This window comes from Corynebacterium sp. HMSC06D04, from assembly GCF_001807315.1.
Lineage (GTDB): Bacteria > Actinomycetota > Actinomycetes > Mycobacteriales > Mycobacteriaceae > Corynebacterium > Corynebacterium simulans.
In genome coordinates this window covers 52,905-74,507 of sequence record NZ_KV788564.1, presented here as the reverse complement: position 1 = coordinate 74,507, position 21,603 = coordinate 52,905, and the positions used below count along the sequence as shown (strand labels likewise).

Sequence of the window (21,603 nt, the reverse complement as noted above, 5' to 3'; positions counted from 1 at the left end):
GCCAGCCAGCTTAAGCCGGCTCGGTGTGCTCGACCAAGACTGGGGCCTTCGGGCTAGAGCGGAAGGTCCACAGCTTATTAATGATGAAGTTAATCGGCATCGCAAGCAGGATGGATCCCGCAGTAGCCCAGTAAAACTTGGTGCGTAATCCAGTGGAATTATCGAAAATATCCGTGGGTAGACCAACCGGCGAATTCGGGTTCATAAACAAGGTCAAAAGCAAAAGGCTGACGACATACGCCCCCAGTCCCGCAACAAGAAACGCAACGTAGCCCCGAAGCCAGGAGACCTTTTCCACCGATTTGAAAGTCCACATGCGATTGAGCTGGTAGTTCCAGGTATTCGCTACGAGGAAAGCGATGGTCTGAAACACATGGTACCAACGAACATGGAACGCGGAACCGAAAAGATTCACAAAGGGGTCATCGGGCGTAATGCCACTGGTGGCTAGTGCAATTTTGACTGCGATGTATGACACCGCCAGGTTGACCACCGTGCCCGATCCGCCGACCATGCCAAACTTGATAAATTGGCCCATATTGGACGCAAAACGCCCAGCGGCAACTGATGAGCTCACGCGTTCCTCTTTCCGGTTAATCGATAACTAAATCAGGTTACCGCCCAATTGCCGCAAAGTGGAAAATTCGCGGCGTGTGCCGGATAACGGATCTGCAAACTCTAGGCGGTGCGCCACGAGTTGGAGAGGCGAGGAAAAGTCGTAGAGGTCGAGTCCGCGGTCTACCGGGTAGGTGTCGTCGCCTTGGATGGGAGCGCCTAAGTAGTTACAGACCACCCGCAGCTGGTGGGTATGCCCCGTGTGCGGAATGAGCGAGGCCGTATAGCCGTGTGCCTCCACTTGGGTCAACGTGGGCGTACCGCCGAGCGAGACTTGGCGGCTACCTTTGACCTTGTGCATGGAAAGCTCAACCGTTCCGGAGTATTCCAGGCAGGCAGAAAGGCGCGCATGGTAGGTCTTGGTTACTTTGCGCTCAGCAAAAAGCCTCTGATACCTCCCGCGTGTGCGAGGGTTGCGTGAGCACACCACTACCCCGGCAGTCAGGCGGTCGAGGCGGTGCAGCGGCACAATGTCATCTTCACCGAAATCCACGCGCAGGCGTGTCTGTAGGGTCTCGCGCACCAATCGCCCATTGCTGGTCGTGGGTAAAAAGTGTGGCTTGTCCACGACGATGAGGTCGCGGTCTTCATAAAGCACCGTGTAATCGAAGGGAATCGGCTTCTCTTCGGGCACATCAGGGTGATACCAGGCAGGGACCGGACGTGAAAGCGCCATTCCCGCAGGCAGAAGCTGCCCCGGTGAAAACGGCGAATCGCCCGCCGCGGCCGCGAAGTACTCGGTGTCCGCGGGCACGACTGCCTGCAGGACTACTTTGCGCGGAGAAATCCCCTCGCGGGCTGGCGGGCGATAGGTCACGGGCTAGTTGTCAGCAGCAAGGCGGGCCACAGCGGCATCGATACGCTCATCAGTGCCGTTCAAGCCGATGCGCACGAACTTATCACCCGATGGGCCATAAAAGTCACCCGGGGCAACCAAGATTCCGCGCTCGGCCAGCCAATCTACGGTAATGCGGCACTGCTCATCGCGGGTCGCCCACAGGTACATGCTGGCCTCAGAGTGCTCGATGCGAAAGCCGGCGCCAGTTAGTGCGCGCAGGAGCTTAGCGCGGCGGGCGGCATAGCGGCGCACCTGCAGCGTCTCAGAATCGTCGTCGTTTAGCGCTTCAACCATCGCAGCCTGAATCGGCCCTGGAACGATAAGGCCTGCGTGCTTGCGCAGCTCGAGAAGCTCCGCGATAAGCGCCTCATCACCCGCGAAAAAGCCCGTGCGATAAGAGGCCAGGTTATGGGACTTCGACAACGAGTGCATCGCGATAAGACCCGTGTTATCGCCGTCAGTCACGCGCGGATCCAAGATGGAAACCGGCTTCTTCTCGTCGTCCCATGCCAACGCCAAGTAGCACTCGTCAGAGGCCACAATGACGTTGTTCTCACGCGCCCATGCCACCACGGCACGCATCTCTTCCACGGTCTTTACTCGGCCGGTCGGGTTCGACGGCGAGTTGATAAAGGCCAGCTCTGCATCGCCAAAGTCGCGAGGATCGTCCGCGCGCTCTGGGTATGCGCCAGCAATCAGCGCGCCCACCTCGTAAGTCGGATAAGCCACGGAAGGGATGATGACGCGCTGGCCGCGCATGCCCAGCAGCGTCGGCAGCCAAGCGATAGACTCCTTCAAGCCGATTACCGGCAGTACGCCGAAGGAGGAAGGTTGAGCGCCCGTGCGGCGCGCAACATTACCGCGGATGGCTTCCTGCAGCTGCGCAGTGCCCGCCGTGGTGGGATAGCCGGGAGCCTCCGCGGTCGAAGCCATCGCCAGCTGCACGCCCGGAGCTACTGGATCGACCGGGTTGCCCACGGAAAGATCCACGATGCCATCTGGGTGCGACTGAGCCTTCTTCTTCGCCTCAGCAAGCGAGTTCCACGGAAAGTCCGGCAGGCTATTTCCAAGCGGTTGACGAGCCATTCTTAGGTCAAGCTCCTTATTTACAAGGTAGGCAGCGGGAAAAGTTAAAGCCCGGACCCAAATGCGTGAGGTCCGGGCAGCAGAAATTAATCCTGGTTCTGCGGAGGCAGGGCCGCAATCATTGGAGCGTCGAAGTCCTGTGGACCAAGCGCTGCAGCACCACCCGGGGAGCCAAGATCATCAAAGAACGCAGCGTTAGCGTCGTTGTAATCAATCCACTCATCCGGAACGTCATCCTCGTAGAAGATTGCCTCAACTGGGCAAGCAGGCTCACAAGCGCCGCAGTCTACGCACTCGTCAGGATGGATGTACAGGGAGCGCTTGCCTTCGTAGATGCAATCGACGGGGCACTCTTCAACGCAAGCGCGGTCCATCACATCGACGCATGGCTGCGCGATAGTGTAAGTCATGAGGTGCTAAAACTCCTGTTTTCACGGGTTTTGGGATGTCTAACAGTATGTCACTTTTGGACAAAAAATGGGAAAATTCCGCCCCCGATTCCGGCGATTAACAGCAGGAGCGAAAGAATATTATTGGCCAGCCATATATCGCCGGTCACGACCACACCCAGCACGAATGCGAAGTATCCCAGCAGCCAAGCCGCCAAAGGAACAAGCCCGATGTAGGCATTATCACTCCAGAGCCTTGCTGTGCGCGTGAGCACTGTATTAAACCACCAGGCTAGAACGATCGTGATGGGAAAAGCCACGCTCGTCCCACCCGGCAGCGGCAACCTGGCGGTGAGGTAGACAACTTCTAGAACCAGGGAGGTCAGCGCGCCTAGGCACAGCCAGGCCAGGCCGGTTATCTGCTCGCCGCGTGAGTATTCATTCAAAATCACAGGCCCTCCAGCAGCGCGTCTGCAGGCTCGCCCTGCCCCAGCTGGTAGTGCTCAGCACGCAACAACGGCATAACAAGGAGGTTGGACAGGCCATATGCGCTTGGCGACGCCGCCGGGTCCCCAATGGCCGCCGCAGCCGCTACCGGGTTCGTCTGGGTCACTGTGGAGTCAGCCACCCAAATCTGCGTGGCATGGGCGACCATGGCGCGACGCTTGGCGGCTAGCGCGGCATCGTCAAGCCGGTATTCCACGTCAGCGCCCTCGTTGGTGAAATTGTCGAGGTAACCCCGGTCCGGCTTTCGCCAGCCTTCCGGTCCGCCGATGGTTTCAAGCGCGCTGTAGTGCGCACCACGTTCGAAGATTGCCCACCAGATGCGCTGGTCTGGTGCTGCGGCCGCGTGGACTGCCTGGTGCACGGCGATGTGGTCCGGGTGGCCATAGCCGCCGTCCGGTCCGTATGTCAGCACGATATGCGGGCGAAGCTGCGCAAAGTGCTCGCGCAACAAGTCTGCCGCCTCGTCAATGCGGCGCACCAAGGCACGCGGATTCTCGTGAGCCGGTGAGCCCTCCATGCCGGAATCGCGGAAGAAGCCAAAGCCGCCGAGTTGAATACCGTGGACGCCCAAGATATCGAGGGCGTCGGAAAGCTCACGTGCCCTGAAACCGCCTAGCTGGTCTGCATTGCACAGGCCTTGATAAGGCTTGCCAATGACCTCGCCTTCCTCGCCGAGCGTGGCCGTGATGACCGTGACCTCGGCGCCCCTTGCAGCCATGTCAGCGAGCGTTCCGCCGGTAAAAAGCACCTCGTCATCTGGGTGAGCATGTACGGCCACCACGCGGTAACCGCGCAAATCATTATTTTTCATCTTTCCTCCACATCGGTGCCGTAATAAGCCCTGCATCCCAATCTTCGATGCGTTGACCGGGCCCAAGGATACCCCTGCCCAAAGCATGGATACGCACCTCGTCCATCAAAGGTACGTAGAGCACCTCGTCAGAATTGAGTTTGCGGACCTTTTCCAAGGCGGCATCAGGATTGATACGCCCAGACAAGATTTCGCCGCGCATGTCCTCTGCCTCGGCAGGGCAAAAGCCGGAGATATCGCCGGCGCGTACCTCGTCGTTTTCACACATATAGAGGCTCGCCAGACTCTCCGGAGACACGTTTGCATTCTCCCAGGCCACCACGGCATCCACCTCTGCCTCCGGCAGCATCTCGCCGGCAATGGTTTGAGTGCGGTCAGAGACTACCTCTGCACTAATTGCTTGCGCTTCGAGGACGTCGACGATGGTGCTGGCAGCCGCCATAGCTTCCGGATGCGTGGGATCAGCTGCAATGCGCAGCGGCTTGCGGCCCGCGCGCTCGCGAAGTGGCGTCAGGTCTACTTCTTCGTTGACCGGGTTTTGGCCCGGACGCAACTCCGAGGCACGGCCCGCCGCCAGGCGAGCGACCTGGTCGGTCTCAATGAGCGAGGCCAAAGCACGACGCTGGCGTTGCTCTGGCAACGCGCCTTCCCGGGCGGAAAGGTGCAGGCGCAGCTGGCGATTACGGGTCACGGTCCCGGCGTTGACGTTGCTCAGCAAACTGAGGCTCTCCAGCGAGGTTTGTTCCGGAGTAAAGTCCACGAATCCCACCTGGCCCGAGCGCAACATGTTGACCGCCTGACTGGTATCACGGACAGCACGCAGCTGGACGACGTCGACAAGCGCGGGCCCCGCACCCCAGAAGCGGTCGTTGCGATTCAGGGTAATAACTCCCCTGCCGCGATCGACGGCCTCGACGGCATAGCGCCCAGCGGATGCAGGGATGCCGTCGGCAAGAGCTGCCGTGAACTCGGCGTCCTGCAGCAGGTGCGAAGGAAGAAGGTGAGCGAAAAGGCGGTGCCAATCGGATACGCGCTGCTTAAAATCCACCACCACAACGCGCCCTGCCGAGGTCGTGCTGATGTCCTCGATGGCGAAGTAGCCCGCTGGGTCCACCACTCCGGGGGTGGAGGTCATTTGGGTCCACAGGTAGTGAAAGTCACTGCCGCTAATCGGAGTGCCATCGGACCATTGCGCCGGTGAGGCAATCTTGTACACCACGCGCTGGGCAACACCTTTCGGCGGCTCTACCTCCGCCGCGCTGGCCAGCACATCGGAATCCATGTGTTCGCCGTGGAAAGCAGAAGGAAGGACGAGCTCTGCAATCTGGCTGACCAGCTCGCTGTTGTTGGCTACCAGATGCGGATTGAGTCCGCCGCGGAGCGGGTCGACGCCGATGGCGACAGTCTCGCGCTCGACGCCGTCCTCTTTTTCCTTCTTCTCGGGCGTCGGTGTTTCGGTCTGGGTGCTCTCGGCAGCCGGTTTGTCCTCGACGGGCGGCGGGCCCGGATTGGCCATGCACGAGGTGAGCACGCAAAGTGATGAGGCAACCACTGCCGCGCCAAGCTTTCGCACTTTGATACCGCCCTTCTACCTAGATCTGAAACCACTTTAGTCGGAGGGCCGGCATTGCTTGGAATCTGACGCTGTGTTTACGGCGCTCTCCAGCTGCATTCGAACCATCGAGTAGCTCTCTTGGGTGCCTTTTGGCGCCCTTCGATGGTTCGAATGCAGGTTGTTTTAATACATGAAGAAATGTGGATTGAGAAGCCGCAAGACCGCCAGGTGCCACGTACCAGTTTGCTGATGAGGAGCACTGCCAAAATCCGGTTGGTCCGCAGTACGAACTTGCTCGATGATGGCTGGGAGATGATGCGCCACGCAATGCCCCGTGTAGCGCAAGGTGCGCCACCCGCGAAGCACGGCGTCATTGTTCTTCCAGTGATCCTTTATCCAGGTATCCAGTGCTGAGTGAAATTTCCGACCATTAATTTCGATGGCAATTCGCTTGTCCTTTAATACGATGTCCCATGCATAAACACCGATGAAGTAATTGCACTCAACGTCCATTCCCGCATCTTGTAATCCGCGGGCCACCTTAATTTCCGCCGAAGAATCGGTGAATAGGACTGCTTCTGACAACGCTTCCTGCGTTCTCGAGTCTAGGCGAGCAAGCTTTCTTCTATCTTCTTCAAGCCGCGTTCTGCTACGTCGTCCTCGGTAGACCGCTTCGAGCATTTCTACTGCTTGAGTGCGCTCTGCAAAAGCCGCGGCCGCGAGCGGATTGTGTACTTTAAGACCTTCATATTCAAAGTGGTCTCTGACTTGGCTGCGTTTATAGGTAAACAGTGCACCGCTTCGCATCTTGTGTGGGCCTGCCACGATGACTGGAAAACTAAGGTCTTGTTCACTCAGCAATTGAGCTGCTGTATTCCCCGTTGCGCAACATCCGTGCTTGGCTGTTAGCAACGTGAGGACATCCCGCGGGTTCGGTTTACCCCACACATAAATCCCGCGAGCAATTTTTGTTATTTCCCCCGAGCGCACGCGGGCAGCTATTTTCGATCGACTAAGCCCCGATACTGGTTGCATGCTTGCCCCTCCCCCTTGCATTGGCATCATCCAGTTTCGATGCTCAAGCTAGCACGAGAGAAAGCAACCTGCATTCGAACCATCGAGTGGCTCTTTTGGGCGCCTTTTGGCGCCCTTCGATGGTTCGAATGCAGGTTTTCTGGCAAAAGAAAAAGCGCGACCCCAAAACGGCCGCGCTTTAATCTCCTAAGCGTTACTTGTTGAGCTGCTTCGCACGGGAAGCTGCACGCTTACGGTCGGTAGCGGAAAGCTCGACCTTACGCACTCGCATGACGTTCGGAGCAACCTCGACGCACTCGTCGTTGCCACAGAACTCAAGCGCCTCGTCCAGGGAAAGGGTACGCGCCTTTGCCAGGGTGACGGTTGCGTCTGCGGTGGCAGAACGCATGTTGGTCAGCTTCTTTTCCTTGGTGATGTTGATGTCCATATCCTCATCACGGTTATTAGCACCAACGACCATGCCCTCGTAAGCCTCCATGCCTGGCTCGACGAAGAACTCGCCACGGTCAGCCAGCTGCTGCAGTGCGTATGCGGTGATCTGGCCGGAGCGGTCAGCAACCAGGGAGCCAGTCGGACGGGACTTGATCTCGCCTGCCCAGACATCCAGGCCATCGGCGATGGAGTTAGCGATACCTGCACCGCGGGTCTCGGTCAGGAACTGGGTGCGGAAGCCGATGAGGCCACGCGCCGGAACGCGGAAGATCATGCGTACCCAGTCACCCTCGCGGACGTCCATGGACTGCATCTGGCCCTTGCGGGTAGCCAGTAGCTGGGTAACGGCGCCCTGGTACTCGGAAGGTGTATCGATGGTGAGCATCTCGTATGGCTCCATGGTCTTGCCATCGACAACCTGGGTAACAACCTGTGGCTTACCCACGGTCATTTCGAAGCCCTCTCGGCGCATGTTCTCAATCAGAACGGACAGCGCCATTTCGCCGCGGCCCTGTACCTCCCAAGCGTCAGGACGCTCGGTCGGCAGAACCTTCAGGGACACGTTACCGATAAGCTCCTGTTCCAAACGAGCCTTGACCATACGTGCGGTCAGCTTGTCGCCACCGCCCTGGCCAGCCATTGGGGAGGTGTTAACGCCGATGGTCATAGAGATTGCCGGCTCATCAACGTGAATCTGTGGCAGAGCAACCGGGTTTTCAACGTCGGCGATGGTATCGCCAATCATGATCTCTGGGATACCAGAAATGGCGACGATGTCGCCGGCAATAGCCTCGGTCTCTGGCTGGCGCTCAAAGCCGACGGTACGCAGCAGCTCGGCAACCTTAACGTTCTTAACTACCTCGTTGCCGTCCTCATCCCAGGAGATCCAGGCAACCTGCTGCCCCTTCTTGATCTTGCCGGAGTAGATACGCAGCAAAGCGATACGGCCCAGGAAGTCAGAGGAGTCAAGGTTGGCCACATGCGCCTGCAACGGGCCGTCGACGGAAGCGGATGGCTCCGGCAGAACCTCGTAGATGACGTCGAAAAGCGCCTGCAGGTCCTCAGCCGCAGGAACGTTGCCGTCTCCTGGGTTCTCGGTGGAAGCCTTGCCCTCACGGCCAGAAGCGTAGAGTACCGGCAGATCCAACAGTGTTTCTGCAGCAGCAGCTGCTTCCTCATCCTCTAGGCCGGAGGCGATTTCCAGCAGGAGGTCGTGGGACTCGTTGACAACCTCGTCGATACGAGCGTCTGGGCGGTCGGTCTTGTTAACGCAGATGATGACCGGCAGCTTGGCTTCCAGAGCCTTGGTCAGAACGAAGCGGGTCTGTGGCAGCGGGCCTTCGGAGGCGTCGACAAGCAGCACGACGCCGTCAACCATGGAGATACCGCGCTCGACCTCGCCACCGAAGTCGGCGTGGCCTGGGGTGTCGATGACGTTGATGATAAGGTCGCCGCCGTCCTTGCCCAGGCCCTTGCGGTGAATAGCGGTATTCTTCGCCAGAATGGTAATGCCGCGCTCGCGCTCCTGGTCATTGGAGTCCATGACGCGGTCCGTGTGCTCGCCGTGGTCACCGAAGGCACCGGACTGCTCCAGCATGCCGTTGACGAGGGTGGTCTTACCGTGGTCAACGTGGGCGACGATGGCGACGTTACGGAACTCGGTATTAGTCACTGGTGGAGTGCTCCTTAAAGCAAAGTTGGAACGCTTAAGCGCAAGATTTTGAACGGGGTCTAAATATACTCTGCAACTTTGCAATTTGCAGCATTGGAACACCCCTCTGAAGCGGGAAATCGCAGGAGCCAGCGTTTTGTAACAAATCTATAACCCCGGACGAAAGACGGGTTGAGACACACTTTCGCTTCAGAAACTGGCTTGACCGTAAGAAACTTGACCGCAAGAAAAAGGTGAATATTGTTACCAGAGATACTATTGTGACCAATGTGCCGAATGTTATTGTCAAGCATCTCGCACCCATTTCCGTCTCCTGCACCCAATTCAAGGAATCTGATAATCGTGAGCACCTCGAGCACCGCACCTAGCTCCGAGCACAACAACGGACGCCGCCTCCGCGCGAGCTCCGGCATGATTGCTGCCGCTACCGCGGCGCTCATCGGTCTAGCTACTCCCCTTATCGCACCGGCCCAGGCAGACGCCCCGGACCTGGCCGCCCTGGAAGCACAGGCAATGTCGCACTCCCCGCTGGATTCGCTGGGACGTCCCAATGAGGCAACCCAGAATCGTATCCGCGAATTCGCCGCACAGCTATGGATTCCCAACGACATTCGCAGCGCCATCCTCTCCGGACTTGCTTTCAGCATGGGCCAGGGAGGTGATCCAGGCGTGAAATTGCCTGAGGGCCAAAGCCCAGCATTCCGCCAGTTCTACTGGCCTACCGTCTCCGCAAAATGCATCGGGGGCCAGGGCGATTCCATGGGTTCTGCCATCGCCGTCCCGGGCCCTACCAAGATGCCAGCACCGGGTGCAGGTCCAGGAGAGGCAGTCTTCCTCTTCACGGCACTAGGCACTTCCCCTGCAGCTAAGGAGCAGGGCAACATGAAGGTCCAGTGGTTCAACCTGGACACCTTCCAGTCCGGCGTTACCCCGCTTTTCAACAACGGCATCAACGCCGACGGCCCCACCACCGTCTCAGGCCGCGCCACCACGGGCAAGGGCACCGTCGTGGCCATCTTGTCCGGTTCCGTCAACACCCAAGATTCCGCGTGCGCATTCCCGCCAACTGCCGCCTTCCTTGAGGTCAATTAATGAGCGTCGATCTGCACCCTGTCAAGCAAGAAACCTTTAATACAGCGGAAAACATCAACGTCGATCCAAAGGGTTTCTTACGCGAGGTAGACACCTACAAAGAAACCGAATTCGGTCTTTACATGGCCCGCGGTGCTAATCATCCGCGCTTTGGCTACCTCGAATCTTGGTTGCTGCCTAAACTGGGCCTGCGCGCGAATATCTTCCACTTCCGGGAAGGGGTCGAGGCACACCAGGACTTCTACTTCGATATCGCTGACATCGATAACAAGGATGGAGTCTGGACTACCCGTGACCTTTACGTCGATCTGGTCTCGAACACGGGCGAGCCAATCGACGTTCTCGACATCGACGAGTTGGCCGCAGCCACCTCCGCGGGTTTTATCTCGGCAGAAGAGGCAGAGCGCGCTATGGACCGTACCCTCGTCGCGGTTGAAGGCATTACCCGATACGGCGACGATTCCATGGCTTGGCTGCGCGCCCTCGGCATCGAGCTTTCTTGGGCAGACTCTGTCACCCTGACGCCTGCGGAGTAGTTGCGTAAGATATTTAGGGTTATTTGTCCCTATCATATTAAGGATGCTTTCCCCATGGCCGGTGGACTTTTTGCATTGCTTGACGACGTCGCGGTAATCGCTCGCGCGGCAGCCTCCAGCGCCGACGACGTCGCTGCCCTAGCTGGCAAGACCTCGGTAAAGGCGGCGGGCGTCGTGGTTGACGATGCCGCCGTTACGCCACAGTACGTCTCCGGCGTTACCCCAGCCCGCGAGCTGCCTATCATTTGGCGCATCACCAAAGGCTCGCTCATCAACAAGATCGTCATCATCTTGCCGATCGCACTGTTGCTGTCTTGGATTGCGCCGTGGGCGCTGACCCCCATTCTCATGTGCGGCGGTACTTATTTGTGCTTTGAAGGCGCAGAAAAGATCCTCCACTACTTCGCAGCACATGGCGCAGAAGAAGAAAAAGAAGAACAGGCGGACACAAAGGATCCAGACGCCGAAGACAAGTTGGTTAAGTCTGCCGTTACCACGGACCTTATCTTGTCCGCTGAGATCATGGTGATCTCGCTCAACGAGGTCATTGACCAAAGCTTCTGGATGCGCCTAGGCGCGCTGCTCATCGTCGCCTTCGCTATCACTTTGGCGGTCTATGGCGCTGTCGGCGTGCTGATCAAGATGGACGACCTTGGCATTAAGCTGCTGGAGCGCAACGAAGGAAAGTCCGCCGTCGGCAACGCCTTGGTCAAGGGCATGCCGGTAGTTCTGGACATCATCTCCGTCATCGGCACGGCGGCAATGCTGTGGGTAGGTGGACACATCGTTATCAAGGGTCTGCACGAGTTCGGCATCAACCAGCCGCACGGTTTTATCCATCACCTGACCGACCCCATCTCCAACGGCGCGCTGGCCTGGACCGTAGATACCGTCTGTTCCATGGCCTTCGGCCTTGTCCTGGGCGCCATCGTCTTGGGCATCGTCACAGGCTTCAAGAAGGCTCTCGGTAAGTAGTCGCGAACCCCTCCAGGTTTTCTCGTCTACACGATTACAGGAACATAAGCAGCGACAGCGCCATCACTGCCATTCCGGCAATCAGCCCGTAGATGGCGTGGTGGTGTTCACCGGTTTCCTCTGCGGTGGGCAAAAGCTCATCAAGCGAGATGAAGACCATGATGCCGGCGATGGCTGCAAAGCTAGAGCCCATCGTGGCGGGCCCCATCAGTGGCAGCAGGAGAACGAAGCCCACCGCTGCCCCGACTGGCTCAGCGAGCCCCGAAACCGTAGCCCACCAGAAGGCTTTGGCTCTCGAGCCCGTGGCTTCCCGTAGTGGCACCGCGACTGCGATGCCTTCCGGAATATTGTGAATCGCAATCGCCACGGCTACCGGAATCGCGATACGTGGGTCTTCCAAGCCGGCGAGGAAGGTGGCAAAACCTTCCGGAAAATTATGAAAGGCCAAGGCGCAGGCCGTAAACACGCCCGTCTTCATCAGCCGCTTGCGGCGTGCTTCTTCTTCCGTGGTGGCAGGCTCGTGCGGATTAATCTCTTCCGGAACGATCCGGTCAATAACCGCAATTATCGCGATGCCGGAGAAAAACGCGAGCACCACCGCCCAGGTTCCTGTCTTCTTTCCGCCAAAGGCCTCAGTCAATTGCTCGAGGCCCGTCGGCAGGATCTCCATGAAAGAGACATAAAGCATAACGCCAGCTGAAAGGCCTAACGCGGCAGCCATAAAAGCCGAACCAGCATGGCGTTTACTGACGGCGATGCCGGCGCCGATGGACGTCGATAAGCCGGCCAAGAGCGTAAGACCGAAAGCCACCGCCAAGGAAGACGCTGTATACATAACTTAAGACTCTAGAACATTAGCGCGTCCCAGCCCCCACTCCGTGGTGCGTAGGCTTTAAATGCGTAGGCTAGAAGCCTATAAACCTTTAAAGATTTGGAGGCCCTCGTTGGACGTGAGCATGTACCCACTAGCTAAAAGCTACTTCGGCGTCACTCACGTCGCAGTTCTCGAGCATGTAGTCCACTCGGTAGCGCTCAGCCTCCCGCTTTTGCACAAAGGGCCGCTTGCGCTGGCGGTCACGCTCGAGCCCGAGGCTTTCAGCGGCGGCTGGCGTGTGCGCAGTGAGTTTGGCATCTTAGGCTATCTCGACGCCGCGGAAACCGCGGAGTTTCCTGCCCTGCAGCGCGTGCGTGCATCAGGGTTTAGAGTCGCAACTGACGCTACGGTCGAGCTCGTGCCTGAGGACGCGACTATCGACGTCGCGGTTAACCTCGGTCTTGCCCCGTGGATGGTGCCTGTCAATGAGCAACCCGCAGGCTCCGTACTATTGCAGGGCGGCCTCGGCCTCCTCATCGATACCGCAAACGGGCAGCTCAATGAATCTCAACTTTCGCGCTTAAATACCCAGCAGATCTTCGTCTCGCTGCATCTGGTTGAAAGCGATATTGTCGCCGCTACCCCAGGCTCCGTCCTGGGCCGCGTGTGCACCACACAACAACAGCCACACCTCGGTGCGATCCTGGAACGTGGCGCTGCACAAGGTGCCGCTATTGCTGCCCGTGCTTACTGCGCCGACGGCCGCATCGCTGTCGACGTGCCCGAGGTGGGTGCCACCGAGTTCTTCTCCCCCGCCGTCCCCGCCCTGCGCGTGCCGCCCGAAGCACCCGCCATCCCTCCTGCCGTCGAGCCCGTGGCCACGCAGGCTTGGGAGACCGGCCTCGAGGCCGCAGACTTCCATGCCGACCTGCCGCGCGGAGCCAAGAAAATCGCGCGCCTGGTGACTCTAGCGGCACAGCCTGCCCCGGAAGCAGTAGTAAAACCGGAACCAGCGGACAAACCTGAACCGCTGGCAGAGCCTGCACCGCATAGCGAGCTCGCAAGCCTCGTCAACCACGTCCCAGGCCAACAAGCGTTAGCATGGCGGCAGCTTCCCATCGCTGCAGCGCCGGGTCGCTTCTCCTCGGAGTCAGCGCGTGTGCGCGCACGACGCTCTGAACGTGCGGCCTCCCGGCAGCGGGGCGGGCACCACCGCAAGTAGACTTGCAGCTTTCCCACCGAAAGGACTTAACAATGCTTTCCCACAACCGGCGCTTGCTGCGCATCGGCGCGACCGTGCTGGCTGGCAGCCTCTTTTTGGCTGCCTGCGGCGAGGGCGAGTCCGCCAACCCGCGCATCATCCAAGGCTTGCACCAGAAAAAGCCGAAAGAGCCGATTGCCCGCCCGATGTCGGAGATGGTCCCAGCAGAGGTCGCCGCAGGACTCGGCAGCGAAAAGTACGGACTGCCCACCGCCCACGGCGCATCCATCGCATCGGGAGCGATGGAGCAATGCCGGGATTTCAAAGGCGATACCTTCCAAGCTGTTGCCGAGGCCAAGACTTTGGAGGACCACGAAATCGAGGTGGACTACGGCCTCGACGATGCCGACATGAAGTCCTGGGATGGCATGTGCGCACCCATCAAATTCGAAGGCGCCAATGCCTTTGCCACCGTGGCGACAGTGCCGTATAAGCAGGACAAGAACGAAGTCACGGGCCCGATGCTCTACATCTTCAACGGCGGTAACGGCGCTCCCCTGGTCACCCAACCTTTCGAGCTGCCGCACGAATTTGCCGGGAAGAAGATGAGTGATTTCGCCATCACCCAGGTGGGCGAAAAGCTGGTCTTTTCCCTAAACGATGTGCCGGAGGACAAAGCCCCACAAATCTTCACCCTCTCGCTTGCTGATGCCACCTCAAAGACCATCAATCAGCCAGAGCCGCCGGCGAATACCTCGCAGCGCCGCCTGGAGGAATTCCGCATTCAGGATTCCTATGTTTATATCGCCGAACGCAACAGCGAGGCCGGATATCAGCTCGTTGCTGTCGATGCCCTAAGCGGCGAGGAAACCGTCTTGGTGGATGCGGGTTCCCCGGGCTTCGACAACGTCGAGCTGCCGCCCGAGGCCAAGGGCTATACCTTGCTGCACAACAACGACTTCCTAGTGGGAATCTCCGACAACGCAGCGCGCCCGACCTTTGTCTACGACAAGCAGCAGGGCCCGCGCATGCTTGGCGATGCCTTCCCACTCGACGACCCCGGGGAACCCGCCCACGTCTCCAGCCCGACGGGCACCATCGTGCGCAATCACCTAACGCTGCTGGATAAGGATGCCGGCATCAAGGTCATCGATCTGGCCAGCGGCGAGCAGATGGGGGAAGTCTCCAACGAGGAGATGACTGAGCCTTTCGAGACCGAGGATTACAAGGAGAAGGGTATTTCTGCCATCTCCGACGGCCAGTCGCTCTACTTGTCTACCGGCAAGACCGAGGAATCCACCGAGCGCTACAAGCTCAACCTGGAGACCTTGGAGGTCGAGGAAAAGAACCCGAAGGCCGTGCCGCTCTTCGATACCCAGAACCTCTTCTTTGCTGGCTCCACCCTATTCGCCAACTTCGGCGAGGCCGGCGAGACCATCCCGGCCACCGGCGTTTACGCCTACTACGACTAAGCAAGCTCGCGCAGACTGCCATCGAGGCGTCGGGTAATCCCCTTCGCATCCAGTTGCTCTAGCAGCGGGATGGCAACCCGGCGCGTGGTGCAAAGCGCCTGACGCGCCTGCGAGGTGCTAAAGGGCTGCTCGATTCCTTGCAGGCGGGTTCTCGCCTCCGCGACTGCCGCGGGCAGCAACACCACGCCGTCCTTTAGGCGCAGCAGTCTCCCGGCGCGCTCAGCTGCGGCAAGCTCCTTGTTTCCCAGACCAAGCTCGCGTAGGTCCGCGGCCTCCGGCGCGGCGAAGGGCTCTCTCTTTAGCCGGCGTTCCAGCTCGGCAACGCTTGCTTCTGCCTCGCCCAAGTTAACCGCAGCGCCGGGCAGCCGAATAACGCCTTCGGCGGACTCCAGCTTCGCCGCGGCGACAGCTAGGTTGAGCAGGCTATCTTCTTCGACACCCAATACATCACGGGCGGCACCGCGCGGCAGGCCGACAGACAGCGGCTTAGCCGCCATGTGTTCCTGTACCGCATCATTAAGCGCCTGCTTCCACTTTCCCACCTGGCCGGCGGTGATCCACCACTTGTTAAAGGCAATCACTCCGGCAGGCGGCGCGGAGGTCTCATAGCCATCCTGTTCTAACTCGCTGAGCAACGCGTAACCGCGGTGGCGCAGGCTTTGCGCCGGATTGCGGTAGTCTTCCAGCTGCGCGAGTTCTTCCGCGCGGCGGGCTGCAGCTCCCCGCCGGCGCAGCGCGGGCGGGACAAGGTCAACAATTTCCACGCCGGCCAACACATGGCGAGCGCCGGGCCCGCGCAGCACGAAGCGATCCCCCAGCCCAAGAGCCAGCGGGGCGCTGAGTCGAATGCGCGCGAAGTCGCCGCTGAGAGGTCGCACGCGTGCTTCCACGCCCGCCGTGCCGGTATGGGCGATGAGCTCCTGGGCAATGCCATCCAAGCTTTCGCCAGAGACCCGGCGCACGTCGAATTCTTGCGTGACCCGCCATGTGCTTGGGCTGAGCAGGCTATCGCCGCGGCTAATCGCCTCTGCCTCCACGCCGCGCAGGTTTACCGCAACGCGGGTGACTGGCTGGGCTGAGACAACCGCCGTATTTTCACTGTGCAGGCCGCGTACCTCGACTGGGACCAGCTCCCCGCCGCTGAGCAGATCAAGTCGATCGCCCACGGCAATGCTGCCTGCCCCAAGTGTTCCGGTGACCACGGTGCCCGCGCCCTTCACGCTGAAGGAGCGATCTACCCACAGGCGAACGCGCTGCTCGGCATCTGGAGCAGGCGCGGCGGCCAGCACGGTGTCGAGCTCAGCGCGCAGCTTCTCGATGCCCTCCCCGGTCTTAGCGGAGACCTCGATGATGGCGGCGTCGGCAAGCGCGGTGCCCGCGAGCTGCCTGCCTACCTCCGCGCGCACATCCCGACGACGCTGATCATCCGCACGGTCGGCGCGGGTCAGCGCCACGACGCCGTGGCTAATTCCCAGCGCGGCGATGGCATCGCGGTGATCGGTGGACTGAGCCTGCCAGCCTTCATCGGCGGCGACAACGAAAAGCACCACCGGCGCAGGCCCCAGGCCAGCCAGCATATTGCCCAAGAATCGCTCATGGCCTGGGACATCAACAAAGGCAACATCGGCGCCCGAGGGCAGGTGCGTCCACACGAAGCCCAAGTCGATGGTGAGCCCGCGGCGCTTTTCCTCTTCCCAGCGATCCGGGTCCATGCCCGTAAGTGCCCGCGCGAGCGTGGACTTTCCATGGTCCACGTGGCCGGCGGTGGCGACGACGTACATCTTTTACTCCTCAGACTGTAGCTTTTGGGCTTTGCGGATGGCCGCGATGAGCGCGGCGTCTTGGGAGGCAGGGATGCAGCGGACATCGATAAGACACTGCCCCTGGTGTACGCGCGGCAGCACGGCCGACTGCCCAACGCGCAGAAGAGCGGCGAGTTCTTCCGGCAAAGCCACGGCAAAGCCTTCGAGCGGGTACTCAGGTGCCCCACCACCGCCAACACGTCCGGCGTGTGCAACCACCTCGCCGCCTACCGCCTGCGCCACCTCTTCGGTGCGGCGGCGGTACTCGGCGGAATCAATATGCAGGGCCTCCTCGACTGCATTCGCCGGCGCATTCAGCGCTGCTTCCAGGGCATTTAGTCGCAGCTTATCGATACGCACCGCACGCGCGAGCGGGTGCTTCTTCAACAAAGCAATGGCCTTCTTGGTGCCCAAGATGATGCCGGCCTGCGGCCCACCGAGCAGCTTGTCGCCAGAGGCGATGACCACGTCCGCGTCGGCATCCAGCTGCTCCTTAAGGCTCGGTTCCTCGGGCAGGGTCGGGTCCGGCACCAACAGCCCGGAGCCCAGATCGACGATGAGGCTGACCTGCCCCGCGCCCTCTCCGCGAGACTTATTGTGCTTCTGCAGCACCCCACGCAGCTGCGGCACATCCACGGCGGTGGTAAAGCCCTCGATGCGAAAATTGGAAGGATGTACCTTGAGCACCGCGCCGGTGTTGTTACCCAGCGCAGCCTCGTAGTCAGCGAGGTGGGTGCGGTTGGTGGCGCCAATCTCTTTGAGCGCCGTGCCGGAGGATTCGATGAGTTCCGGCAGCCGAAATCCGGCGCCGATCTCGATGAGTTCGCCGCGGGAGATGATGACTTCCTTGCCGGGGGCAAGAGCGGCGGTGGCCAGCAACAACGCTGCAGCTCCGTTGTTGACCACGAGCGCATCTTCCGCGCCCGGGCAGGCTGCGAGCAGCGCATTGATGGCGCCGCGGCCGCGATCCTTAGAACGCACGCCGGCCGGAAGATCGAGCTCGACGTCGGTGTAGGCGGCGGCATCGGCAAGCGCAGCGATGGCAACCTCCGGAAGCGGCGCGCGGCCCAAGTTCGTGTGCACGATAACCCCGGTGGCGTTGAGCACCGGGCGCAGGCTATACGGGCTTGCGTTGTTTAGAGCATCCCGGACCTTGGCGGTGACATCCGCTGGCGCGATGACTCCCCTTTGCGCCTGCTTGACGACGCCCCGGATAACAGCCCGCACTGCATGTTCCGCGAGCTTCTCGCGCGCGGCTTGGGCCTCCGGCAGCGCCAAAAGTTGATCGGTACGGGGGATGTTGCGGCGCTCGTCCTGCCGCTGCGAATCGCTCTTGCTTGTCACAAACGTTCCTTGGGTTGCGGGGAGATGCCACGGGGGCCAGATACGCTGGCGGAGACGGACAGGAATCGAACCTGCCAGACCGAGCTACTCGGCCTCACCGGTTTTGAAGACCGGGGCGCCCACCAGGACACGTACGCCTCCATCGCAAGAGTTTACACTTAGGCCAATTCAGCCAGCACCCTGCCCAGCACCGCGCCCGCGCTCATCCGCAAAAGCACTATTGTCCCAGCGTGTTGCCAGCGGTTGTACACTCGGGATAATGAACGACATTTTGTTGACATCTTTTGCAGCAGGCGGCGGATGCGCCTGCAAAATCCCGCCGGGCGAGTTGGAATCGGCCGTCGAAGGCCTCGTGGGCAAGGCCGATCCGAACGTCTTGGTGGGCCTCGATGACGGCGACGATGCCGCGGCTGTCAAGATTCAAGATGGCCTAGCGGTAATTTCCACCGCGGACTTTTTCACCCCGATGCTCAACGACCCTTATGACTGGGGCCGAGTGGCGGCAGCGAACGCGCTTTCTGACGTCTACGCCATGGGTGGCACCCCAGTCACCGCCATCAACCTGGTGGGTTGGCCGCGTGAGGTACTCCCCCTCGACGTTCTGCGCGAGGTCTTGCACGGCGGAATGGATGTCGCGACGCAAGCTGGCATCTCCGTGACCGGTGGCCACTCAATTACCTCGCCAGAGCCAATCTACGGCATGGCGGCCACGGGCATCGTGGCGCCGGAGAAGCTGATGCGCAACGACACTGCGGAGGCGGGCCTTCCCATCACACTGACCAAACCCATCGGCGTAGGCATCTTGAACAACAAGCACAAGGCCACTGGTGAGGTTTCCAAAGCAGCCGTGGACTCAATGACCACGCTCAACCGCGAGGCCTCCCGTGCAGCAGTTGAGGCTGGCATTTCTGCAGCTACCGACGTCACCGGCTTCGGCTTGTTGGGCCACCTCTACAAGATGATGCGCGCCTCCGGCATCGCCGCTGAGCTCGACGCCAGCTCGGTTCCGGCCGTAGAAGGCGCCAAAGAAGCTCTTGCTGAGGGCTTTATTCCAGGCGGCTCCCGCCGCAACCTGGATTGGGTACTCCCGCACATCGACAATGCCGCGGAGCTTAGCGAAGAAGAGCTCGTCTTCCTCGCCGACGCCCAGACCTCCGGCGGCCTACTGCTCATCGGCGAGGTACCGGGCTACCCAGTTATCGGCCGCACCGTCGCGCACGACGGCGGGCCTTTTATTCGGCTTACTTAAGCTACTGAAGTAATCACCGAATGACGCAGCCCTTCCTGCGCGCGGGCACGTTCAGCCCGGCGTTTTTGAGGTGCGATGGTCGTGGCTGGGTCCTTGACCGCTTCGATGCCGCCGTTGAGCACACCGAAGCGGGTGCAGGCGGAACCAGCCATGAGCGAGAGGCCGGAGACCACCGAAAGCGCACGTGACTTGGTGGCCGCGGCCAGTGCGGTGCCCATGCCACCCGCGGCGATGAGGTACTCGCTGGCCTTCATCAACTTGCCTGGGGTGCCGTTGTGCAAAGGCGCGACGGTCTCAGGCTCCATGTTTTCCTCCATGACCTTGGTCATGACGAGGTCGCTGGCAGCGGCAGCCATACCCAGAGCGCGGGCCGGGCCGGCGCTTTCGACCGGAGTAAAGACCATGGCGCAGCCGGAGGCAGCGGCAGAGGCCGAGGAAACGAACACATAAGGCAGATGCTGCTTGGCGTCATTCCACGTCGGGTTCGAGGTATTGCCCAAAAGCACCGCGGTATATCCCGCCAGCGGCCCACCCAAGATACCTGCCGCCACGCCGGCCGGACCGGCAGCGGCACCAAGAGCCTTGCGCACGAACTTTGGCACAGGCAGCTTCTGCTTGGTCAGCTTGTCCGCCTCATGCAAAGCCGGCAAGGAGGAGGCCGTGGCAAAGGTGCCCAGAATCCACGAACCCACGCTCATCGGCGAGGTCACCTTGAACACACGAAACATGTTCAGCAGGCGCTCAGGGCGGCCAAGGTCAAGGACCAAGAAGACTGAGCCACCAGCGGCGGCAGTAAATGCAGCAATGCGGGTGCTGCGCGCCAAGGGCTCATTCTTCGTGGCAGATGCGCCGGCGGCCAGCAAAGCGGAGCCGCCGGACAGGCCGCCTAGGAACAGGTAAGCGCCAATCGGCCACTCCCATGGCGGAGCCTTGACCACGGGCTTGCCGTAGTAGGAGGAGAACTCGAAGTCCTCCGCCATGCGCTCTTCCTTGGAACCGTCCTGCGCACCGGCGCCAGGACGCTTACGCTTCTTCTTTGGCTTGATGCCGTCGAACTTGCGGTAGCGGTTAGCGCGCGCTGGTTGCGGCGGGCGGTACTCGTCGAATTCACTCACTTGCGGCCTCCCATCACGAATGCGCCAGCGACGGCCAAGGCCATGCCGCCGATAGCTTTAGCTGCGGTCTTGTACATCTGCGGCAGGTCCGCAGTGGGCACGCGTGGGTCTGGCGGCAGGCCATAGACCTCCGGGGAATCCAGCAACAGGAAGATGGACCCAGTTCCGCCGACGCCGTCCTCGCGGTTGGCGCCGTACAGGCGTGCCTCGGTCAGGCCCTGCTCGTGCAGAGCTTTGACGCGCGCCTCGGCTGCGGCCAGCATCTCCTCATACGGGCCGAACTGAATGGAGTCAGTCGGACATGTCTTGGCGCAGGCTGGCTGCTCGCCGATCTTAAGGCGGTCGTAACACATGGTGCACTTCTGAGCGACGCCGAGATTCTTAATCGGCATTTTCTCACCCGGCGTGTGGTCCTCGCCCTGTGGTTTCAGCTGCGCCAGCTTCTTGAACACATTAATGCCAGCGTGGTCATCGGGCTGAAAATCGACGGTAGCCGTCTTATCAGTCTTCAGCGTCACACCGCCGTCATCGCGGCGCTCAATGACGCCGAACGGACAGCCGGCAACGCAAGTACCGCAACCGTTACACACGTCATCCTGCACAACCACCGTGCCGAACTCGGAGCGGAAGAGCGCGCCCGTTGGGCACACGTCCAAGCAGCCCGCGTTGGTGCAGTGCTTGCACACGTCAGAGGACATGAGCCAACGGAAGTCACCGGTGTCCGGCGGCGTGGTATCGACCTTTTCTAGCTGCGACCCGAAACCGGGCATGCCGAGGGAGACCAACTGACGGCCTTCCTCACGTGCCTGCTCGATGCGCTCTTGACCTTGTTCGATGAAGGCCACGTGGCGCCAGGTATTAGCGCCCAATGAGCCGGTGTTGTCGTAAGAGTCACCGGTTACCGCATATCCCTCAACCGGGTTGCGGTTCCATTCCTTACAGGCCACCTCGCAGGCTTTGCAGCCAATACAGATCGAGGTGTCCGTAAAGAAGGCCATGCGGTTATAGGACTCGTAGCCGTGCTGATCGGCTTTTTCAGTAAGCAAATTAGCCATGAGCTCTA

Annotated in this window: 20 protein-coding genes and 1 tRNA gene; 6 read left to right on the top strand and 15 right to left on the bottom strand. The window is 60.5% G+C overall.

All coding sequences use genetic code 11. The features are described 5' to 3' along the window. Positions 1 to 10: 10 nt before the first annotated feature. The 9 genes from HMPREF3155_RS12245 to typA all read right to left on the bottom strand — a co-directional run bounded on the left by HMPREF3155_RS12245 (position 11) and on the right by typA (position 8,940). Positions 11 to 538, bottom strand: coding sequence for a GtrA family protein (locus HMPREF3155_RS12245; RefSeq protein ID WP_062039037.1), 528 nt, complete (start codon positions 536 to 538; stop codon positions 11 to 13). Positions 539 to 604: 66 nt separating this feature from the next. After that, the gene (locus HMPREF3155_RS12240; RefSeq protein WP_062035461.1) at positions 605 to 1,432 is read right to left on the bottom strand and encodes a pseudouridine synthase; all 828 of its coding nucleotides are present in this window, start codon (positions 1,430 to 1,432) and stop codon (positions 605 to 607) included. 3 nt (positions 1,433 to 1,435) lie between these two features. Beyond that, on the bottom strand, positions 1,436 to 2,539 hold the full coding sequence (gene dapC, locus HMPREF3155_RS12235) for a succinyldiaminopimelate transaminase (protein WP_070433453.1): 1,104 nt from the start codon (positions 2,537 to 2,539) through the stop codon (positions 1,436 to 1,438). An 86-nt stretch (positions 2,540 to 2,625) separates the two neighbouring features. Then, on the bottom strand, positions 2,626 to 2,949 hold the full coding sequence (fdxA, locus tag HMPREF3155_RS12230; protein WP_005531876.1) for a ferredoxin: 324 nt from the start codon (positions 2,947 to 2,949) through the stop codon (positions 2,626 to 2,628). A 50-nt stretch (positions 2,950 to 2,999) separates the two neighbouring features. Then, positions 3,000 to 3,380, bottom strand: coding sequence for a hypothetical protein (locus HMPREF3155_RS12225; RefSeq protein ID WP_070433452.1), 381 nt, complete (start codon positions 3,378 to 3,380; stop codon positions 3,000 to 3,002). After that, positions 3,377 to 4,246 (bottom strand): PIG-L family deacetylase, encoded by an 870-nt coding sequence (locus HMPREF3155_RS12220; RefSeq protein WP_070433451.1) that lies wholly within the window; start codon positions 4,244 to 4,246, stop codon positions 3,377 to 3,379. Before HMPREF3155_RS12220 ends, HMPREF3155_RS12225 begins: the two co-directional genes overlap by 4 nt. Continuing rightward, a complete protein-coding gene (locus tag HMPREF3155_RS12215; RefSeq protein ID WP_246817738.1) occupies positions 4,236 to 5,819 on the bottom strand; it encodes an ABC transporter family substrate-binding protein in 1,584 nt (527 codons plus the stop codon). Before HMPREF3155_RS12215 ends, HMPREF3155_RS12220 begins: the two co-directional genes overlap by 11 nt. Positions 5,820 to 5,984: 165 nt before the next feature. Then, on the bottom strand, positions 5,985 to 6,836 hold the full coding sequence (locus HMPREF3155_RS12960; protein ID WP_062035472.1) for a type IV toxin-antitoxin system AbiEi family antitoxin domain-containing protein: 852 nt from the start codon (positions 6,834 to 6,836) through the stop codon (positions 5,985 to 5,987). A gap of 193 nt (positions 6,837 to 7,029) precedes the next feature. Next, positions 7,030 to 8,940 (bottom strand): translational GTPase TypA, encoded by a 1,911-nt coding sequence (gene typA, locus HMPREF3155_RS12205; RefSeq protein WP_062035474.1) that lies wholly within the window; start codon positions 8,938 to 8,940, stop codon positions 7,030 to 7,032. Positions 8,941 to 9,351: 411 nt separating this feature from the next. Here typA and HMPREF3155_RS12200 point away from each other — a divergent pair, with 411 nt between their 5' ends. Genes HMPREF3155_RS12200 through HMPREF3155_RS12190 form a run of 3 tightly spaced genes read left to right on the top strand, consistent with a single transcriptional unit; the run spans position 9,352 to position 11,543 of the window. Further along, a complete protein-coding gene (locus HMPREF3155_RS12200) occupies positions 9,352 to 10,032 on the top strand; it encodes an Rv1157c family protein (RefSeq protein ID WP_070433469.1) in 681 nt (226 codons plus the stop codon). After that, a complete protein-coding gene (locus HMPREF3155_RS12195; protein WP_070433448.1) occupies positions 10,032 to 10,568 on the top strand; it encodes a ribonuclease FAU-1 family protein in 537 nt (178 codons plus the stop codon). Before HMPREF3155_RS12200 ends, HMPREF3155_RS12195 begins: the two co-directional genes overlap by 1 nt. A gap of 54 nt (positions 10,569 to 10,622) precedes the next feature. After that, complete coding sequence (locus HMPREF3155_RS12190) at positions 10,623 to 11,543, top strand: DUF808 domain-containing protein (RefSeq protein WP_070433447.1); 921 nt, start codon at positions 10,623 to 10,625, stop codon at positions 11,541 to 11,543. A gap of 34 nt (positions 11,544 to 11,577) precedes the next feature. Here HMPREF3155_RS12190 and zupT read toward each other — a convergent pair whose 3' ends face one another. Continuing rightward, entirely contained in the window at positions 11,578 to 12,378 is an 801-nt protein-coding gene (gene zupT / locus HMPREF3155_RS12185) for a zinc transporter ZupT (protein ID WP_070433446.1), read from the bottom strand. Between the two features lie 121 nt (positions 12,379 to 12,499). Here zupT and HMPREF3155_RS12180 point away from each other — a divergent pair, with 121 nt between their 5' ends. Both HMPREF3155_RS12180 and HMPREF3155_RS12175 read left to right on the top strand, forming a co-directional pair. Then, a complete protein-coding gene (locus tag HMPREF3155_RS12180; protein ID WP_061921713.1) occupies positions 12,500 to 13,579 on the top strand; it encodes a hypothetical protein in 1,080 nt (359 codons plus the stop codon). A 32-nt stretch (positions 13,580 to 13,611) separates the two neighbouring features. Then, positions 13,612 to 15,030: a hypothetical protein gene (locus HMPREF3155_RS12175; RefSeq protein ID WP_061921710.1), complete on the top strand. Its 1,419-nt coding sequence runs from the start codon at positions 13,612 to 13,614 to the stop codon at positions 15,028 to 15,030. Here HMPREF3155_RS12175 and selB read toward each other — a convergent pair. From selB to HMPREF3155_RS12160, 3 genes are all read right to left on the bottom strand, one after another. Beyond that, positions 15,027 to 16,811: a selenocysteine-specific translation elongation factor gene (selB, locus tag HMPREF3155_RS12170; protein WP_070433445.1), complete on the bottom strand. Its 1,785-nt coding sequence runs from the start codon at positions 16,809 to 16,811 to the stop codon at positions 15,027 to 15,029. The genes HMPREF3155_RS12175 and selB overlap by 4 nt on opposite strands. Positions 16,812 to 16,814: 3 nt before the next feature. Beyond that, positions 16,815 to 18,176 carry an L-seryl-tRNA(Sec) selenium transferase gene (gene selA, locus HMPREF3155_RS12165; protein WP_070433444.1) on the bottom strand — a complete coding sequence of 454 codons (1,362 nt, stop codon included), beginning with the start codon at positions 18,174 to 18,176 and terminating at the stop codon, positions 16,815 to 16,817. Between the two features lie 46 nt (positions 18,177 to 18,222). Next, a tRNA-Sec gene (locus HMPREF3155_RS12160) sits at positions 18,223 to 18,317 on the bottom strand. Between the two features lie 118 nt (positions 18,318 to 18,435). On the opposite strand from HMPREF3155_RS12160, the gene selD reads away from it, so the two are divergent. After that, a complete protein-coding gene (gene selD / locus HMPREF3155_RS12155; RefSeq protein WP_061921701.1) occupies positions 18,436 to 19,425 on the top strand; it encodes a selenide, water dikinase SelD in 990 nt (329 codons plus the stop codon). Here the strand turns inward: selD and nrfD are convergent. Beyond that, the gene (nrfD, locus tag HMPREF3155_RS12150) at positions 19,422 to 20,540 is read right to left on the bottom strand and encodes an NrfD/PsrC family molybdoenzyme membrane anchor subunit (RefSeq protein WP_061921698.1); all 1,119 of its coding nucleotides are present in this window, start codon (positions 20,538 to 20,540) and stop codon (positions 19,422 to 19,424) included. The genes selD and nrfD overlap by 4 nt on opposite strands. Next, a complete protein-coding gene (locus tag HMPREF3155_RS12145) occupies positions 20,537 to 21,595 on the bottom strand; it encodes a 4Fe-4S dicluster domain-containing protein (protein ID WP_061921695.1) in 1,059 nt (352 codons plus the stop codon). Before HMPREF3155_RS12145 ends, nrfD begins: the two co-directional genes overlap by 4 nt. Between the last annotated feature and the right edge of the window lie 8 nt (positions 21,596 to 21,603).

Bases quoted from the DNA above. Each gene is read 5' to 3' on its own strand.
- HMPREF3155_RS12245 (WP_062039037.1), bottom strand. From the start codon at position 538: ATGGGCCAATTTATCAAGTTTGGCATGGTCGGCGGATCGGGCACGGTG.
- dapC (WP_070433453.1), bottom strand. From the start codon at position 2,539: ATGGCTCGTCAACCGCTTGGAAATAGCCTGCCGGACTTTCCGTGGAAC.
- fdxA (WP_005531876.1), bottom strand. From the start codon at position 2,949: ATGACTTACACTATCGCGCAGCCATGCGTCGATGTGATGGACCGCGCT.
- HMPREF3155_RS12220 (WP_070433451.1), bottom strand. From the start codon at position 4,246: ATGAAAAATAATGATTTGCGCGGTTACCGCGTGGTGGCCGTACATGCT.
- HMPREF3155_RS12960 (WP_062035472.1), bottom strand. From the start codon at position 6,836: ATGCAACCAGTATCGGGGCTTAGTCGATCGAAAATAGCTGCCCGCGTG.
- HMPREF3155_RS12200 (WP_070433469.1), top strand. From the start codon at position 9,352: ATGATTGCTGCCGCTACCGCGGCGCTCATCGGTCTAGCTACTCCCCTT.
- HMPREF3155_RS12195 (WP_070433448.1), top strand. From the start codon at position 10,032: ATGAGCGTCGATCTGCACCCTGTCAAGCAAGAAACCTTTAATACAGCG.
- HMPREF3155_RS12190 (WP_070433447.1), top strand. From the start codon at position 10,623: ATGGCCGGTGGACTTTTTGCATTGCTTGACGACGTCGCGGTAATCGCT.
- zupT (WP_070433446.1), bottom strand. From the start codon at position 12,378: ATGTATACAGCGTCTTCCTTGGCGGTGGCTTTCGGTCTTACGCTCTTG.
- HMPREF3155_RS12180 (WP_061921713.1), top strand. From the start codon at position 12,500: ATGTACCCACTAGCTAAAAGCTACTTCGGCGTCACTCACGTCGCAGTT.
- HMPREF3155_RS12175 (WP_061921710.1), top strand. From the start codon at position 13,612: ATGCTTTCCCACAACCGGCGCTTGCTGCGCATCGGCGCGACCGTGCTG.
- selB (WP_070433445.1), bottom strand. From the start codon at position 16,811: ATGTACGTCGTCGCCACCGCCGGCCACGTGGACCATGGAAAGTCCACG.
- selD (WP_061921701.1), top strand. From the start codon at position 18,436: ATGAACGACATTTTGTTGACATCTTTTGCAGCAGGCGGCGGATGCGCC.
- HMPREF3155_RS12145 (WP_061921695.1), bottom strand. From the start codon at position 21,595: ATGGCTAATTTGCTTACTGAAAAAGCCGATCAGCACGGCTACGAGTCC.